The 14,581-nt window shown below is 74.4% G+C and carries 15 protein-coding genes; 5 read left to right on the top strand and 10 right to left on the bottom strand.

The window, feature by feature from the left end; translation table 11 throughout:
* Positions 1 to 42: 42 nt before the first annotated feature.
* The gene (gene pgi / locus NLX85_RS24660; protein WP_254339436.1) at positions 43 to 1,677 is read right to left on the bottom strand and encodes a glucose-6-phosphate isomerase; all 1,635 of its coding nucleotides are present in this window, start codon (positions 1,675 to 1,677) and stop codon (positions 43 to 45) included.
* A 249-nt stretch (positions 1,678 to 1,926) separates the two neighbouring features.
* Between pgi and NLX85_RS24655 the strand changes: the two genes are divergently transcribed.
* The 4 genes from NLX85_RS24655 to NLX85_RS24640 all read left to right on the top strand — a co-directional run bounded on the left by NLX85_RS24655 (position 1,927) and on the right by NLX85_RS24640 (position 6,776).
* Positions 1,927 to 3,867: an ABC transporter ATP-binding protein gene (locus NLX85_RS24655; RefSeq protein ID WP_254338954.1), complete on the top strand. Its 1,941-nt coding sequence runs from the start codon at positions 1,927 to 1,929 to the stop codon at positions 3,865 to 3,867.
* Between the two features lie 78 nt (positions 3,868 to 3,945).
* A complete protein-coding gene (locus tag NLX85_RS24650; RefSeq protein ID WP_254338953.1) occupies positions 3,946 to 4,995 on the top strand; it encodes an aldo/keto reductase in 1,050 nt (349 codons plus the stop codon).
* 123 nt (positions 4,996 to 5,118) lie between these two features.
* Positions 5,119 to 6,186, top strand: a complete 1,068-nt coding sequence (locus NLX85_RS24645) for a hypothetical protein (RefSeq protein ID WP_254338952.1) — start codon at positions 5,119 to 5,121, stop codon at positions 6,184 to 6,186.
* Positions 6,187 to 6,227: 41 nt separating this feature from the next.
* Entirely contained in the window at positions 6,228 to 6,776 is a 549-nt protein-coding gene (locus NLX85_RS24640) for an RNA 2'-phosphotransferase (RefSeq protein ID WP_254338950.1), read from the top strand.
* A 68-nt stretch (positions 6,777 to 6,844) separates the two neighbouring features.
* Here NLX85_RS24640 and NLX85_RS24635 read toward each other — a convergent pair whose 3' ends face one another.
* The 4 genes from NLX85_RS24635 to NLX85_RS24620 form a co-directional block, all read right to left on the bottom strand.
* Positions 6,845 to 8,116 (bottom strand): sulfite oxidase, encoded by a 1,272-nt coding sequence (locus NLX85_RS24635; RefSeq protein WP_254338948.1) that lies wholly within the window; start codon positions 8,114 to 8,116, stop codon positions 6,845 to 6,847.
* Between the two features lie 97 nt (positions 8,117 to 8,213).
* Entirely contained in the window at positions 8,214 to 8,729 is a 516-nt protein-coding gene (locus tag NLX85_RS24630) for an NUDIX domain-containing protein (RefSeq protein ID WP_254338946.1), read from the bottom strand.
* A gap of 40 nt (positions 8,730 to 8,769) precedes the next feature.
* Positions 8,770 to 9,297: a DUF2199 domain-containing protein gene (locus NLX85_RS24625; RefSeq protein WP_254338944.1), complete on the bottom strand. Its 528-nt coding sequence runs from the start codon at positions 9,295 to 9,297 to the stop codon at positions 8,770 to 8,772.
* Between the two features lie 10 nt (positions 9,298 to 9,307).
* Complete coding sequence (locus NLX85_RS24620; protein ID WP_254338943.1) at positions 9,308 to 9,880, bottom strand: NADAR family protein; 573 nt, start codon at positions 9,878 to 9,880, stop codon at positions 9,308 to 9,310.
* 122 nt (positions 9,881 to 10,002) lie between these two features.
* Here NLX85_RS24620 and NLX85_RS24615 point away from each other — a divergent pair, with 122 nt between their 5' ends.
* Positions 10,003 to 10,350 carry an ADP-ribosylation/crystallin J1 gene (locus NLX85_RS24615; RefSeq protein ID WP_254338941.1) on the top strand — a complete coding sequence of 116 codons (348 nt, stop codon included), beginning with the start codon at positions 10,003 to 10,005 and terminating at the stop codon, positions 10,348 to 10,350.
* Between the two features lie 51 nt (positions 10,351 to 10,401).
* On the opposite strand, the gene NLX85_RS24610 is transcribed toward NLX85_RS24615, so the two are convergent.
* From NLX85_RS24610 to NLX85_RS24590, 5 genes are all read right to left on the bottom strand, one after another.
* Complete coding sequence (locus NLX85_RS24610) at positions 10,402 to 11,043, bottom strand: SRPBCC family protein (RefSeq protein WP_254338939.1); 642 nt, start codon at positions 11,041 to 11,043, stop codon at positions 10,402 to 10,404.
* Entirely contained in the window at positions 11,040 to 11,402 is a 363-nt protein-coding gene (locus tag NLX85_RS24605; RefSeq protein ID WP_254338937.1) for a helix-turn-helix transcriptional regulator, read from the bottom strand. The genes NLX85_RS24610 and NLX85_RS24605 overlap by 4 nt, the downstream gene beginning before the upstream one ends.
* 93 nt (positions 11,403 to 11,495) lie before the next feature.
* Positions 11,496 to 12,170, bottom strand: coding sequence for a peptidoglycan recognition family protein (locus tag NLX85_RS24600; protein ID WP_254338935.1), 675 nt, complete (start codon positions 12,168 to 12,170; stop codon positions 11,496 to 11,498).
* Positions 12,171 to 12,286: 116 nt separating this feature from the next.
* Positions 12,287 to 13,033, bottom strand: coding sequence for a lysozyme (locus tag NLX85_RS24595; RefSeq protein ID WP_091305642.1), 747 nt, complete (start codon positions 13,031 to 13,033; stop codon positions 12,287 to 12,289).
* Between the two features lie 111 nt (positions 13,034 to 13,144).
* Entirely contained in the window at positions 13,145 to 14,533 is a 1,389-nt protein-coding gene (locus NLX85_RS24590; RefSeq protein ID WP_308210802.1) for an FAD-dependent oxidoreductase, read from the bottom strand.
* Positions 14,534 to 14,581: the final 48 nt, after the last annotated feature.

Genomic DNA, 14,581 nt, shown 5'->3' with positions numbered 1-14,581 from the left:
CGCGGCCTCCGACCACCTCGGGCCGGAGGCCGCGGGCGTACGTCAGTCCCGGCCGCGCTGCCGGCGGTAGCGGCGGATCAGCGCGGCCGTGGAGGAGTCCACGTCGCCGAGGTCCGGCCCGCTCCCGGTGAGCTTCGGCGCGAGCTGGTTGGCCATCACCTTGCCCAGCTCCACGCCCCACTGGTCGAAGGCGTTGATGTCCCAGACCGCGGCCTCGGTGAACACGATGTGCTCGTAGAGGGCGATGAGCTGGCCCAGCGTCGCCGGGGTCAGCTTCGGCGCGATGATCGACGTGGTCGGGTGGTTGCCCGGCATGACCCGGTGCGGCACCACCTCCGGCGCGGTGCCCTCCGCCTCGACCTGCTCCCGGGTGCGGCCGAAGGCCAGCGCCGCGGTCTGCGCGAAGAAGTTCGACATGAACAGGTCGTGCATGTCGCCCAGGTCGTGGTTGGGCTGGCTGAACGCGATGAAGTCGGCCGGGATCAACCGGGTGCCCTGGTGGATGAGCTGGTAGAAGGCGTGCTGCCCGTTGGTGCCCGGCTCGCCCCAGAAGATCTCCCCAGTCGGGTACGTGACCGCCCGGCCGTCCCGCGTCACCGACTTGCCGTTGCTCTCCATGGTGAGCTGCTGCAGGTAGGCCGGGAACCGGTGCAGGTACTGCGAGTAGGGCAGCACCGCGTGCGTCTCCGCGCCGAGGAAGTCGGTGTACCAGACGTTGAGCAGGCCGAGCAGCGCCGGCACGTTCCGCGCCACGGGCGTGCTCCGGAAGTGCTCGTCCACGGCGTGGTAGCCGTCCAGCAGCTCCCGGAACCGCGCCGGCCCGACCGCCAGCATCACCGACAGCCCGACCGCGGACGGCAGCGAGTAGCGCCCGCCCACCCAGTCCCAGAAGCCGAACATGTTCTCCGGGTCGATGCCGAAGTCGCGGACCCGCTGCTCGTTGGTGCTTACCGCGACGAAGTGCCGGGCCACGGCGCTGTCGTCGGCGTCCAGGCCGGCCAGCAGCCAGCGCCGCGCCTGGTCGGCGTTGGCCAGCGTCTCCTGGGTGGAGAAGGTCTTCGAGACCACCACGAACAGGGTGCTGGCCGGGTCCAGGTCGGTGGTCTTGTCGTGGATGTCGGTCGGGTCGATGTTGGACACGAACCGGCAGGTGATCCCGGCGTCCCGGTACGCCTTCAGCGCCTCGTACGCCATCACCGGCCCGAGGTCGGAGCCGCCGATGCCGATGTTGACCACCGTGCTGATCCGCTCGCCGGTGTGGCCCCGCCAGGCGCCGGAGCGGACCCGTTCGGCGAAGGCCGACATCCGGTCCAGCACGGCGTGCACGTCGGCGGCCACGTCCTGGCCGTCCACGGTGAGCGACGCGTCGCGGGGCAGCCGCAGGGCGGTGTGCAGCACCGCCCGGTCCTCGGTGGAGTTGATGTGCTCCCCGGCGAACATGGCGGCGATCCGGTCGGTCAGCCCGACCCGCTCGGCGAGCGCCGTCAGCAGGCCCAGCGTCTCGTCGGTGACGAGGTTCTTGCTGTAGTCCACGTGCAGGTCGGCGACCTCGCCAGTGAGCCGGTCGCCCCGCTGCCCGTCCGCGGCGAACAGCTCCCGCAGGTGCGTGCCGCGCATCGCCTCGGCGTGCTTGCGCAGGGCCTGCCATTCGTCCGTGGTGGTGACGTCCACAGCCATCGGGTCGATCTTCTCCTTCACGACGGGTCTGCCAGCGGGCCGGCGTCGCCCCGCTGCCGGCGACCCCACCAGCCTGCCACCCGGGGCGGGTACGCGCGACGCGACCCGACATCGCCCACCCTGTGGACCCGCTCCGGCGCTGCCCCGCGACGCACCCTTGGGACACCTGTTCGACACGCCAGACACGGGGAGACACCGACTCGTCGCGGAACGTAGGCTCCGGAAGCTGACCGTACCGGAGGAGGCCCCATGACGACGGTGATCGGCCCGCGCCCCCCGTCCGACGAGGACGAGACGGCGGAGTCGCCGCTACCGGAGCTGGCGGACGGCCACTGGATGAACCGGGCCACCGAGTTCGCGCACACCAGCTTCTGGGCGGTGGCCCGCCGGCTGCCCGCGCTGGTCCGCGAGGCCATCAGCCTGGCCTGGGCGACGAGCCGCCGGGACACCGTCGCCTCGATCGGGCTCAACATCGCCGCCGGGGTGCTCACCACGCTCGGCCTGCTCGCCACCACGGGGGTGCTCCGGCAGCTCTTCGCCGCCGGCCCCACGCCCGACCGGATCCGCGCGGCGTTGCCCGCCCTGCTGCTCGCGGCCGCCGCGGTGACCGTGCGGGGCGCGCTGACCGTGGCCGCCGGCTGGGCGCAGGCCCGGCTCATCCCGCAGATCAACTACCAGGTGGAGCTACGGCTCTTCGAGACCACCACGGCGGTCGAACTGGCCGCCTTCGACGACGCCGGCTTCGCCGAGGAGATGGACCGGGCCCGGGACCGCGGCATGGCCGAGGCGGCGTCGATCGTGGACCACACCGTCAACCTGGTCACCGGACTGGTGGGAGTGCTGGCCACCGCCGCCGCGGTGACGGTCATCCAGCCGGTGCTGCTGCCCTGCCTGCTGCTCGCCGCCGTCCCGGAGGCGGCCACCGCGGTGAAGATGGCCCGCCGGCAGTACCTCGCCCTGCTGGCCTGGATCACCCGGCGCCGGCGGATGTACCTGCTGGCCCGGCTGATGGCCGACCGGCACACCGCCGCCGAGATCCGCTCCAACCAGATGCGTGACTTCCTGCTCGGCGAATACCACCGGATGATGACCGTGGAGACCCGCGCCCAGCTGCGGCTGGCCCGCTCGCAGACCGTCACCCGCGCGGTCGGCCTGTCGGTCACCGGGATCGCCGCGTTCGGCGTCTACGCCGTCCTCGGTGGCCTGCTGCTCGGTGGCGTGGTGGCGCTGGCCGCCGCGGCCACCGCGCTGCTCGCGCTCCAGTCCGCCCGGTCCAGCCTGCGCATGGCGGTGTTCGCCACCAACTCGCTCTACGAGGACGCGCTCTACTACCAGGACTACCGGGACTTCCTGGACCGAGCCCGGCAGCGGGTGCCGGCCGGCGGCACGCGGCCCGTCGACGGCTTCGAGCGGATCGACCTCGACCGGGTGAGCCTCCGCTACCCGGACACCGGGACGGCCGCCGTCGACGAGGTCAGCCTGACCGTCCGGCGCGGCGAGGTGATCGCGCTGGTGGGGGAGAACGGCTCCGGCAAGACCACCCTGGCCAAGCTCATCGCCGGCCTCTACCGGCCCACCGCCGGGGTGATCCGCTGGGACGGGGTGGACACCGCGGAGCTGGACCCCCGGCAGACCGCCGCCCAGGTGGCGGTGATGAGCCAGGACTGGTGGAAGTTCCCGTTCACCGCGCGGCAGAACATCCGGATCGGCCGGCACGACCGGCCCACCGACCGGCCGGGGCCGGACATCGAGGACGCCGCCCGGGACGCCGCCGCGCACGACATGATCACCGAGCTGCCGTTCGGCTACGACACGCTGCTCGACCGGCAGTTCAAGGACGGGCAGGACCTCTCCGGCGGGCAGTGGCAGCGGCTCGTGGCCGCCCGCGGTCTCTACCGGGACGCCCGGCTGCTGATCTGCGACGAGCCGTCGGCCGCCCTCGACGCGCGGGCCGAGCATGCCCTCTTCCAGCACCTGCGGCGCCACCCCGACCGGGCCGTCGTGCTGATCACCCACCGGCTGGCCAACGTCCGGCACGCCGACCGGATCTTCGTGATGGACCACGGCCGGCTCATCCAGCAGGGCGACCACGACGAGCTGATGGCCCAGGAGGGCCTCTACCGGGAGCTGTTCGAGTTGCAGGCGGCCGGCTACCTGGCGCAGGCCGGGGAGGCCGCGGCGGAGAGTTGACCTCGAGCGCGCTCGAACTCCTACGGTGACCGCACCGGCCGCCGCCCGGTCAGCGCGGCGTCAACCCAGGGAGCCCACATGCGTTACCGCGTCCTCGGCGGCACCGGCATCCAGGTCAGCGTCCACTGTCTCGGCACCATGATGTTCGGGTCGGTCGGCAACCCCGACCACGACGACTGCGCCCGGATCGTCCACACCGCCCTCGACCGGGGGATCAACTTCGTGGACACCGCCGACATGTACTCGGCGGGCGAGTCGGAGGTGATCGTCGGCAAGGCGCTGCAGGGCCGGCGCGACGACGTGGTCCTGGCCACCAAGGTGCACTTCCCCATGGGGGAGGGGCCCAACCGGGGCGGCAACTCGCGACGCTGGGTCGTCCGCGCCGTGGAGGACAGCCTGCGCCGCCTGGGCACCGACTGGATCGACCTCTACCAGGTGCACCGGCCCGACCACACCACCGACGTCGAGGAGACCCTCGGGGCGCTCACCGACCTGGTCCGGGCCGGCAAGATCCGCGCCTTCGGCTGCTCGACCTTCCCGGCCGAGGAGATCGTCGAGGCGCAGCAGGTCGCGGAGCGGCGGGCGCTCGGCCGGTTCCGCACCGAGCAGCCGCCGTACTCGATCCTGGCGCGCGGGATCGAGCGGGCGGTCCTGCCGGTCTGCCAGCGGTACGGCATGGGCGTGCTGGTGTGGGCCCCGCTCGCCTCCGGCTTCCTGTCCGGCAGCTACCGGCAGGGCGCGGCCGTCGACCTCACGGCCGGTCGGCCGGCGCGCAACCCGGACCGGTTCGACCCGGCTCTGCCGGGCAACGCCGCCAAGTACGCGGCCGTCGAGGAACTGGTCGCGCTCGCCGAGGAGGTCGGCTGCTCGCTGCCCGAGCTGGCCGTCGCGTTCACCGTGGCGCACCCGGGTGTCACCTCGGCGATTCTCGGGCCGCGCACGATGACGCAGCTGGAGGGGCTGCTCAAGGGCGCGGCACTGACGCTCGACGACGCGGTGCTGGACCGGATCGACGAGATCGTCCCGCCCGGCACGAACCTCTACCAGCCGGACGGCGTCTGGTCCCCGCCCGCGCTCACCGACCCGGCTCTCCGCCGCCGGCCCCCGGCCGACCGCGCCGCCGCCTGAGCCGGCCGCGACCGCCTGACCGCCCGGTGCGCCGCCTCCTGGTGCCGGCGAGCGCCGGCGGCCGCCCGCTGGACCGGGTCGACCCGTTGCCGCCGGACGCCGCCCTCGGGCAGGATGCGCGGAATGGCCCGTCCGTCAGTCCGCCGCGCCACCGCCGTCGCGGCCGTGCTCGCCCTGGTCGCCGCCGGCTGCTCCGACCCGGCCAGCCCGCCGGCTGCCGTGCCGACACCCACCGGCGCGGTCAGCGCGGCACCGGCCCCACCGGCCGACCCGTCGCCCGTACCGGCCGCCCGCGCCGGACTCGGCGGCCGGCCCAGCCCGACCGCCCGGCCGTGCACCGTCTTCCCGGCCGACAACGTCTGGCACGCCGATGTCTCCCGGCTGCCCGTGCACCCGCGCTCGACGGCGATGATCGGCGCGATCGGCGGGGGCGCCACGGTGCACGCCGACTTCGGCTCCGGCCGGTGGGAGGGCGCGCCGATCGGCATCCCGATCACCGTCGTCGCCGCCGGGCAGCGGCGGGTCCCGGTGACCTTCGGGTACGCCGACGAGAGCGACCCGGGGCCGTACCCGGTCCCGCCGGACGCGGCGATCGAGGGCGGACCGGACGGCACCGGCGACCGGCACGTGATCGTCTGGGACCGGGCGGCCTGCCGGGCGTACGAGCTGTTCGACGCGCACCCGTCCGGCGCCGGCTGGCGGGCCGGCTCGGGTGCGGTCTTCGACCTGCGGTCGAACAAGCTGCGGCGGGCGGGCTGGACCTCCGCCGACGCGGCCGGACTGTCCATCCTGGCCGGGCTGGTCCGCTACGACGAGGTGGCCGCCGGCCGGATCGACCACGCGGTCCGCGTGACCGTGCCGCGCACCCGCACCGGCTGGACCTGGCCGGCCACCCATTCCGCCTCGTCGGCCACCGACCCGGCGCTGCCGCAGCTCGGCCAGCGGCTGCGACTCAAGCGCTCGGTGGACCTGTCCCGGCTGCCCCGGCAGGCCCGGATCGTCGCCGAGGCGATGCAGCGGTACGGGTTGATCGTCGCCGACCACGGCTCGGCCTGGTTCCTCTCCGGCGCCCCCGACCCGCGCTGGGACAACGACGCCCTGCACGCCCTGGGTGGCCTGCGCGGCAGCGACTTCGAGGTGGTGGACGCCGCGGGCCTGATGGTGAGCGCCGGTTCGGGCGCCACCGGCTGATATCCGTCGACCGCCCCCGGCCGGTGGGTCACACTGTCCCCGTGGATCATCGTGACCTGGTCCGGGTGAGCAAGCGGATGTCGCTGGCCCTGCGCCACCGCCCCGACCAGTTCCACCTGACGCTCGACCGCGCCGGCTGGGTGCCGGTAGCCGACCTGCTCGCCGCGCTGCGGATCACCCGCGCCGACCTGGACGCCGTGGTGACCGGCAACGACAAGCAGCGCTTCGCCGTCGAACGCGGACCCGGCGGGGTCGACCGGATCCGGGCCAGCCAGGGCCACTCCGTCCCCGTCGACCTCGGCCTGAGCCCGGCCGTGCCGCCCGACCGGCTCTTCCACGGCACCAGCGAGACGGTGCTCCCCGCGATCCGCGCCGAGGGCATCCACCGGGGCCGCCGCCACCACGTGCACCTGTCCCCGGACGTGGAGACCGCCCGCCGCGTCGGCGCCCGCCGGACCGGCGCGGTGGTGATCCTGACCGTCGACGCCGCCGCCATGGCCGCAAACGGCTACCCCTTCTACCGCAGCGCCAACGGCGTCTGGCTCACGGACACCGTCCCACCGGCCTACCTGACGGTCCCGGCGCGTTGATCATGAAGTTATGACCACCGACTCCGGCGTGTCGTGACAACAACTTCATGATCAACGCCCCGAGGGAGTCAGCGGGCCGTGATCGGGTGGTGGACCACCGCGTCGAAGAGGTAGGCGAGGGTGTTGGGGGCGGCGCGGTCGGGTTGGGTGGCGCCCGTCGTGTCGGTGGCGCGGGCGCGGAGGGTGTAGCGGCCCGGCGCCGGGGGGCGCCAGCGCGCCGTCCAGCGCTGCCAGGGGCCGCCCCGGTCGACGGCGACCAGGTCGGCGGGGCGCCAGCCGTCGCCGGTGTCCACCTCGACGTGCTCGATCGGGCCGTTGCCCGACCAGGACCGGCCGTGCAGCAGCAGGTCCGCGCCGGCCGGCACCCGGGCGTCCCAGGCCAGCTCGAACGCGCTCTTCACCGGCTGCGCGCCCAGCACCGTGCCCTCGGCCGGGTGCCCGGGGCCGAACATCCGGTAGAACCGGGTGTTCCACGGGGAGAACAGGGGAGTGGTGGAGACCTCGACGGGACCCACCCACTTGATCGAGGAGATGCCGATCCAGCCGGGCACCACCACCCGGACCGGGAAGCCGTGGTCGGCGGGGAGCGGCTCGCCGTTCATCTCGTACGCCAGCAGCACGTCGTCGAGGGCCTTGGCGATCGGCAGCGGACGGCGTACCCGGCCCAGGTTGACCCCGCCGGTCACGTAGTCCGGGTCCAGCCCCTCGGGCATCACGTCGACGGCGTCGTCCCGCAGACCGGCGAGACGCAGCACGGTGCCCAGCCGGACACCCCGCCAGCGGGCCACGCCGACCCCGCCCAGCCCCCAGGCCACCCCGGGCGCCGGGTCGTCCTGCTGCTCGGCGAAGTAGCGCCGGCCGTTCCCGGCGCACTCGAGCAGCGCGGTGCTCTCCTCGGCCGGCAGCCGGCGCAGCTCGTCGAGGCCGAACTCGACCGGGGCGTCCCGGGTGGGGGCGCCCCGCAGCCCGGTGCCGAACAGGCGCAGCCGCCACGTGTGGGCGTCCAGGCGGGGCGTCACGGTGTGGTTGCGGACGAAGAACCGGTCGTTCGGCACCACGTACCCCTGCCCGGCCAGCGCCGTCCAGTGCATCTCGGCGTTCGTGTCCAGCGGGCGCAGCAGCTCCGGGGGCAGCGGCTTGGCGATCGGCGTACCCGGGTCGACGCCGACCGGCGCCGGGGCCACCGCGACCGGCTCGCGCTCGTCCGCCGCGGCGGTCAGCGCGGCCATGGCCGCTCCCAGCTCCAGCAGCCGGTCGCGGTCGACGCCCGCGCCGCGGGCCTCCCCGGCGAGCCACTGCCGGCTCCGGAGGGTGTCGTGGTCGGCTTCGGCGTGGGACACGGGTGACCTCCGGAGGCTCGGCGACGCTGCCATTCCTATTCAATCAATAGGACTTTTCGCGGCGTCGGCCGAGGTCCGGGTCAGGTCACCGGGTCGGTCAGTCGGCGGTCTGGCCGGCGAGGAAGTCGGCCAGCACCCGGGTGTGTGTGGAGAACGCCAGCTCGACCGGCTCGGTGAGGACCAGCCACTCGGTGGCCTCCTCGGTCGGCGCCGACGGAGGCAGGTCACCGACCGGCCGTTCGGGCAGCACGCCGAAGACCATCATGGTGCCGCCGGCCGGCGCCCCGTGCACCGCGAACAGCCGCGCCTCGTCGGCCTCGGCCAGCAGGCCGGTCTCCTCCCGCAGCTCGCGCACGAGCGCCTCGGACCACTCCTCGCCGTACTCGATGAAGCCGCCCGGGAGGGCGAGCTGGCCGCGGGCCGGCTCGATGTCCCGGCGGACCACCACCACGCCGAGGCCGTCCGGGGTGCGGACCGGCAGCACCGCCACCGCGACGGGCAGCGGGTTGCGCCACACCGTCTCCCCGCAGGCCAGGCAGACGCGCGGCCACCCGGCCTCCGCCGGGTAGGCCACGCCGCAGAACGAGCAGTGCGTGTACGGTGCGGCGGTCACGCCGCTGCACGTTACCCGCCCGGGCGCCGCGGCGCCCCCTTCACCCGCCCGTGCGGGGCGTCTCCGGGTGCCGCAGCCGTTCCGCGATGCGGCGGACGTCCGCCATGGTCATCCCGGTGCGCTGCGCCACCGCGAGCGGGTGGTCGGTCGGCTCGACCTCCACGAGCGGCTTCCGGCCGACCGGCTGGGTGTGCACGTGCGTCTTGAGTTCCAGGGTGCTCCGGCCGTAGACCGGCAGCTCGGTCGACAGCCAGCCGAAGTAGGGCGGCTCCGACTCCCGGCCCGGGCTCTCCCACAGCTCGACCGTGCGGCCGAAGTTTGCCGCGCTGAGCGACACCCAGACGCCCCAGGAGAACGCCCCGTCCGCGTCGCGCAGCGGGATGTCGACGGTGCCCTGGACGAAGAAGTGCTCGCCCTGGATGACGCAGAGGTCCGGGCTCAGCTCGCTGCCGGCCGCCGCCGCCACCTCGTCGGACCAGTAGACCGGCGCGTGGGTGCGGTAGGACAGGGGCGGGTCCTCGTGGCGCGCGCCGCAGGTGCCGCAGGTGTAGCCGGGGGAGTCGTGCACCCGCGTGACCCTAGCCGAGCGCGCCGGCGGCGTCCGCGCGGAGGGCGGCGCGGGCCTCCATGAGGGCGAAGCCGAGCAGGTTCGCGCCCCGCCACCGTGCCGGGTCCGCGGCGCGCGGGTCGGCGGCGGCCAGCCCGATGCCCCAGACCCGGTCCAGCGGGCTCGCCTCGACCAGCACCCGCTCGCCGGTGCCGAGCAGGAACCGGCCCAACTCCTCGTGCCGGCCGAACTTGGCCACGCTGCCGGCCACCACGATGTCGTAGCGGCGGGCCGCCCAGGTCGCCTCGTCGAAGCCGCGGACCTGCCGGCCGAGCGCCTTGGCCCGGTGCGGGTGCGCGGCGTCGAGGACGCGTTCGGCGATCTGCTCGTCGCCGAAGAGGGTGGCCTTGTGCCACATCATCCAGTGCTCGGCGGTGGCGTACGTCCGGCCGTCCACCGTGAACGGCACGGGCCACCACTGGCTCAGGCAGCCGGGGCCGACGCTGCCGTCCCGCTGCGGGCGGTGCCCCCAGAAGTGCAGGTATGTCACCCGCGCTCCGGAGTGGACGGCGGCGGTCAACTCTTCGACGGACCGGATCGGCATGATCGACAGTCTGCCGGAGGGCACCGACACTCCGCCGCCGCCTCTCCCCGGGCCGGAATCCCCTCGCGGCGCGGCGTCACCGCCGATAGCCTGCCCCGGACCCGAGGCGGAAGGAGGAGGCGGTGGAGACCATCACGCTGTGGCGGCCGACCGGGCCGGAGGAGTTGGCCCTTGTCGAGGCGTCCGGCTGGCGGGCGTGGCCGCCCCGCCTCCCGGACCAACCGATCTTCTACCCGGTGCTCACCGAGGAGTACGCCGTCCTGATCGCCCGGGACTGGAACGTCCCGGCGTCCGGCGTCGGCTACGTGACCCGGTTCGCGGTGCGGCGGGACTTCGCCGACCGTTACCCGGTCCGCCAGGTCGGCGGCCGGGAGATCCGCGAACTCTGGATCCCCGCCGAGGACGTGCCCCTCCTCAACGCCCACCTCGTCGGCCGCATCGAGGTCGTGCACGAGTTCCACCCCGCGTGACCTCGCGACCGTGCCCGTGCCGCCCGGCGCGGGCACGGTCGCGAGGGCCGGTCAGGGGGTCGGGGCGCCCGTGTAGAAGGCGGTGACCCGATCGCCGGCGGCGCGGGCCTCGTCGGCGGGCGTGCCGGCGGCGATGCTCGCCTCCGTCCAGCGGGCGCTGGCCTCCGTCATGAAGCGGCGGCCCTCCTCCGAGCCCATCCAGGCGACGGCCTCGTCCGGGGTGATCCCGGAGCCGTCGGCCGCGAGGTGGGAGGCCAGCCCGAGCAGCGCCCCGTCCCAGCCGACCCCGACCGCGCCCGGCCCGTACTCGGCCCACCGCGCGTCGTCGACGTGCGCGACGTGCTCCAGCTCGAACCGGGTACGCCCGGCGCCGGCCTCGGTGAGCCGCACCTCGATCCAGCTCACCTCCCCGCCGAACTCCCAGGTCGCGGCGAAGCTGTGCGGCGGCTCGCAGCGCTCGACCGTGCCCCCGGCGTTGCCCTCCAGCTGGTAGCGGCCGCCGAGCTTCAGCTCGCCGGAGACCGGCAGGAACCAGCGGGGGATCCGCTCGGCGCTGGTGCAGGCGTCCCAGACGTCCTCCACGGGCGCGTCGTACGTCTGGCTGATGGTCATGACCCGCGCCTCGCCGGCGGGGAGCGTGCGGGTGCCCAGCCGCCGCTCGACGGCGCTGATCTGCCCGGTCACGTCGATCATGGTGTGTTCCTCTCCTCGGAGTTGCCCTCGCGCAGCCGCCGCTCGCGCCGGCCCCGGGCCAGTTCGGTGGCGAGCGCCGCCAGCGGCGGCGTCCAGAACCGGCGGAAGCCGGCCAGCCACTCGTCCAGCTCGCGCAGCGGGCCCGGGTCCACCGCGTAGAGGCGGCGGGCGCCCTGGGCGCGCACGGTCGCGAAGCCGTGCTCCCGCAGCACCTTGAGGTGCTGCGACACGGCGGGCTGGCTGATGCCGAACTCCCGCTGGACGGTCGCGCCGACCGCGCCGGCCGGCTGCTCGCCCTCGGCGAGCAGCTCCAGGATCCGGCGACGCACCGGGTCCCCGAGGACGTCGAAGGCGTGCACGACCCCTTTCTATCAGACCCGCCTTATATAAGCGAGCGCTGAAACGCGGGGACACCTTCCGTCCGAGGCGAACGGAAGGTGTCCGGGATCCGGTCAGGCGCCGAGGCGGGCCGCGACGGTGCTGCGCAGCTCCGGGAGCCGGTCGTGCAGCAGGCCGGGGCACTGGGTGCTGTTGAAGTCCTTGTGCCCGTAGATCTCGGTCGGCGGGATGCCGTACTGCTGGCAGGTGAAGGCGCAGAACCACACCAGGCTGTCCCAGAGCGCCTGCGGAGGCTGCACGTCGAGGTAGATGCCGTCGTTCTCGATGCCGATGGCCTGGCTGTTCTGCCCGACGCAGTGCGCGCCCTGCACCATGGTCTGCCCGTGCAGCAGCCCGTACAGGCTGCCGTGCCGGCCCTCGGTGAGGTAGCCGCCGCGGCTGTTGGTGAAGTGCTGCCCGGAGTCGAGCCAGCCGTTGGTGTCCATGTGCAGGTTCTGGATGTCGCGGGAGTTCCGGTAGGCCTGCGCGAGGCTGTAGTCGGTGGTGTTCGGGAACGCGGTGTGGTGAATGATGATCTTGTTGGGCCGGCTCTGCACCACGCTCACCGCCGACGACGGCGGGCGTGCGCCCCAGGTCGCGCAGTTGGCGATGGTCGGCTGGTCGATCCGGGTGGCGACGGCCCGGGCGTCGCGGCCGGCGCCGAACTGGGTCAGTGCGGTGGCGCCGGCGGCGGCGCCGAGCAGGACCGCGCCGCGCAGCACGGCCCGGCGGGGAACGGGGACGGACATCGGGGCCTCCTCGTCGGGGGGACGGACGCCGCCGGTGGCGGGCGGCTGTTCGCCGGTCGCGGCATCGGGCGAGCCGAGCCGGAGGGGTCGGAGAGCCGGCCCGCCACCGGAGCGGGTCAGCAGGGTCCGTTGCAGGCCAGCACCTTGAGCCGGTCCAGGGTGCCGTTCCAGACGTTCTGGTCACCCGGGAAGACGCCCGAGGAGGCCCACTGCCAGAAGGAGTACGTCCCCCAGCCGGCCGGCAGGGTGCCGACGCTGCTGGAGTAGCGCGCGATCCACAGCGGGTTGTTCGCGGCGAACTGCGAGGTGTTGCCGGTGCAGGTGCTCCACCAGTCGGTGGTGGTGTAGATGGTGGCCCACCGGCCGGTCCGCGCGTAGTACTGGTTGACGAACGAGGCGATCCAGCTGCGCATCGACGCCTGGCTCAGGCCGTAGCAGGTGGCGCCGTACGGGTTGTACTCGATGTCGAGCGCCCCGGGCAGCGTCTTGCCGTCCTTGGACCAGCCGCCGCCGTGGTCCACGAAGTAGTTGGCCTGGGTGGCGCCGCTCGTGGTGTCCGGGCGGGCGAAGTGGTACGACCCGCGGATCATGCCGACGTTGTAGGAGCCGTTGTACTGCTGGGCGAAGTACGGGTTGGTGTAGTACGTGCCCTCGGTCGCCTTCACGTACGCGAACCGGGCGCCGTTGCTCCAGGCGGCGGACCAGTTCACGTTGCCCTGGTGGCTGGAGACGTCCATGCCGGGCAGGCCGGCCGGCGCGGCGCTGGCGGGAGTCGCGCCGACGACGGCCGAGGCGGCCAGGGTGACGGTGGCGAGCAGGGCCGTGGCGGCCGTACGCAGCGCCGATCGCAGGGGACGGTTCATCTTTCCTCCCTGGGGGTTGGGGAGACTGACGAAAGGAACTGTCAACATTAGGTCACAGGGTGGAGAAACTTTTCAATAGACACATGGAAGTTTTTCTTTGTCTGGGGAGGCTCAGCCGAGCTCGGCCAGCACCTCGGCGGCGGCGCGCTCGCCGGCCGCGACCGCGCCCTCCAGGTAGCCGCTCCACCGGGTGGCGGTCTCGGTGCCGGCCCAGTGCACCCGGCCCACCGGCCGGCGCAGCTCGGGGCCGTAGTCCCGCCAGGAGCCGGGCGGCAGGATGCCGCAGAAACAGCCCCGGGTCCACGGGTCGGCCGACCAGTCGTACTCGACCAGGTCGTCCGGGCGGGCGGCCGCCGGCCCGACAAGCGTGACGAGGGCGTCCAGCACCGCCGCGCGCCGCGCGTCCGGCGTCATCCGGCGCAGCTCGCGGGCCTCCGCGCCGTAGCTGAACGCGGTGAGCACCCCGCCCGGCGAGCCGGGCAGTGAATTGTCCACGGTCTCGGTGACCGGGCCGTCGTCCGCGGTCGCCACCCCGGAGCGGCCGTCGGCCCGCCAGAACGGCTCCGGGTAGAGGGCGTGCACCTTGATCGCCGCGCCCATCGGCATCCGCTGGGTGAGCCCGTCACGCAGCGCCGGCAGCGGCGGGTCGTACCGGATCCGCCCGGCCAGCGCCGGCGCCACCGCGACCACGACGGCGTCACCCCGGTGCACCTCGCCGCCGGCGTGCACCCGCACCCCGGCCGGGTCCGTGACGATCCCGTCGACCGCGGCGCCGAGCCGCAGGCAGTCCGCCGGCAGGGCGGCGGCCAGCCGCTCGGCCAGCGCCGCGGGGCCACCCACGATCCGGTCCTGCTGTGCCCCGCCGGCCATGCCCAGCAGCAGGCCGGTACCGCCGCCGCTGCGCAGGTAGAACAGCATCTGCAACAGCGACACCTCGTCCGCGGAGGCGGCCAGCAGCCCGCCGGCCAGCAGCCGGCCGGCGTAGCGGGCGGTGACCGGGTCGGGGGCCGTGGCGGCCAGCCAGCCACCGAGCGTGGTCCGGTCCCACTCCGCCGCCTCGGCGGCGAGCCAGGGCGCGGCCGGGTCGAGCCGCCCGGCGAGCCCGTCCAGCGCGTCGAGCACCCCGGCCACCGGCTCGGGCGCCCCGGCCAGCAGCCGCCCGGCCCAGCGCACGGCCGGCGTGCCCGTGGCCGGCGACGGGAAGGTGGCCAGGCCGTGCGCGGCGACCAGCGCGTACATCCGGTCCTGGGTCGGGCCGATCCACTGCGCGCCGAGGTCGAGCCAGCCGCCGCCGGGCAGCGGCCGGGAGAGCGTCCGGCCGCCCACCCGGTCCCGGGCCTCCAGCAGGCGTACGGCGCAGCCGGCCCCGGCGAGCGCGAGCGCGGCGGCCAGGCCGGAGAATCCCGCCCCGACCACGACCACCCGGCTGCCGCGCACGGCGGGGGATACCCGGATCCGGGTGGAATCTTCTCCGGCCGGCGTGTCGATACCGGCGTCCACCGTTCGTGTGGAGGGTGAAGGGGCGGCGCCGGGCCGTTCCGGCGGGTG

Origin of the sequence: Micromonospora sp. A3M-1-15, from assembly GCF_024213425.1 — a bacterium.
GTDB classification, from domain to species: Bacteria; Actinomycetota; Actinomycetes; order Mycobacteriales; family Micromonosporaceae; genus Micromonospora; species Micromonospora chersina.
The sequence above is the reverse complement of the archived record's forward strand: the minus strand, read 5'-3'. Positions and strand labels throughout refer to the sequence as shown.

Bases quoted from the DNA above. Each gene is read 5' to 3' on its own strand.
- NLX85_RS24645 (WP_254338952.1), top strand. From the start codon at position 5,119: ATGGCCCGTCCGTCAGTCCGCCGCGCCACCGCCGTCGCGGCCGTGCTC.
- NLX85_RS24600 (WP_254338935.1), bottom strand. From the start codon at position 12,170: ATGTCCGTCCCCGTTCCCCGCCGGGCCGTGCTGCGCGGCGCGGTCCTG.
- NLX85_RS24620 (WP_254338943.1), bottom strand. From the start codon at position 9,880: ATGCCGATCCGGTCCGTCGAAGAGTTGACCGCCGCCGTCCACTCCGGA.
- NLX85_RS24610 (WP_254338939.1), bottom strand. From the start codon at position 11,043: ATGATCGACGTGACCGGGCAGATCAGCGCCGTCGAGCGGCGGCTGGGC.
- NLX85_RS24655 (WP_254338954.1), top strand. From the start codon at position 1,927: ATGACGACGGTGATCGGCCCGCGCCCCCCGTCCGACGAGGACGAGACG.
- NLX85_RS24595 (WP_091305642.1), bottom strand. From the start codon at position 13,033: ATGAACCGTCCCCTGCGATCGGCGCTGCGTACGGCCGCCACGGCCCTG.
- pgi (WP_254339436.1), bottom strand. From the start codon at position 1,677: ATGGCTGTGGACGTCACCACCACGGACGAATGGCAGGCCCTGCGCAAG.
- NLX85_RS24650 (WP_254338953.1), top strand. From the start codon at position 3,946: ATGCGTTACCGCGTCCTCGGCGGCACCGGCATCCAGGTCAGCGTCCAC.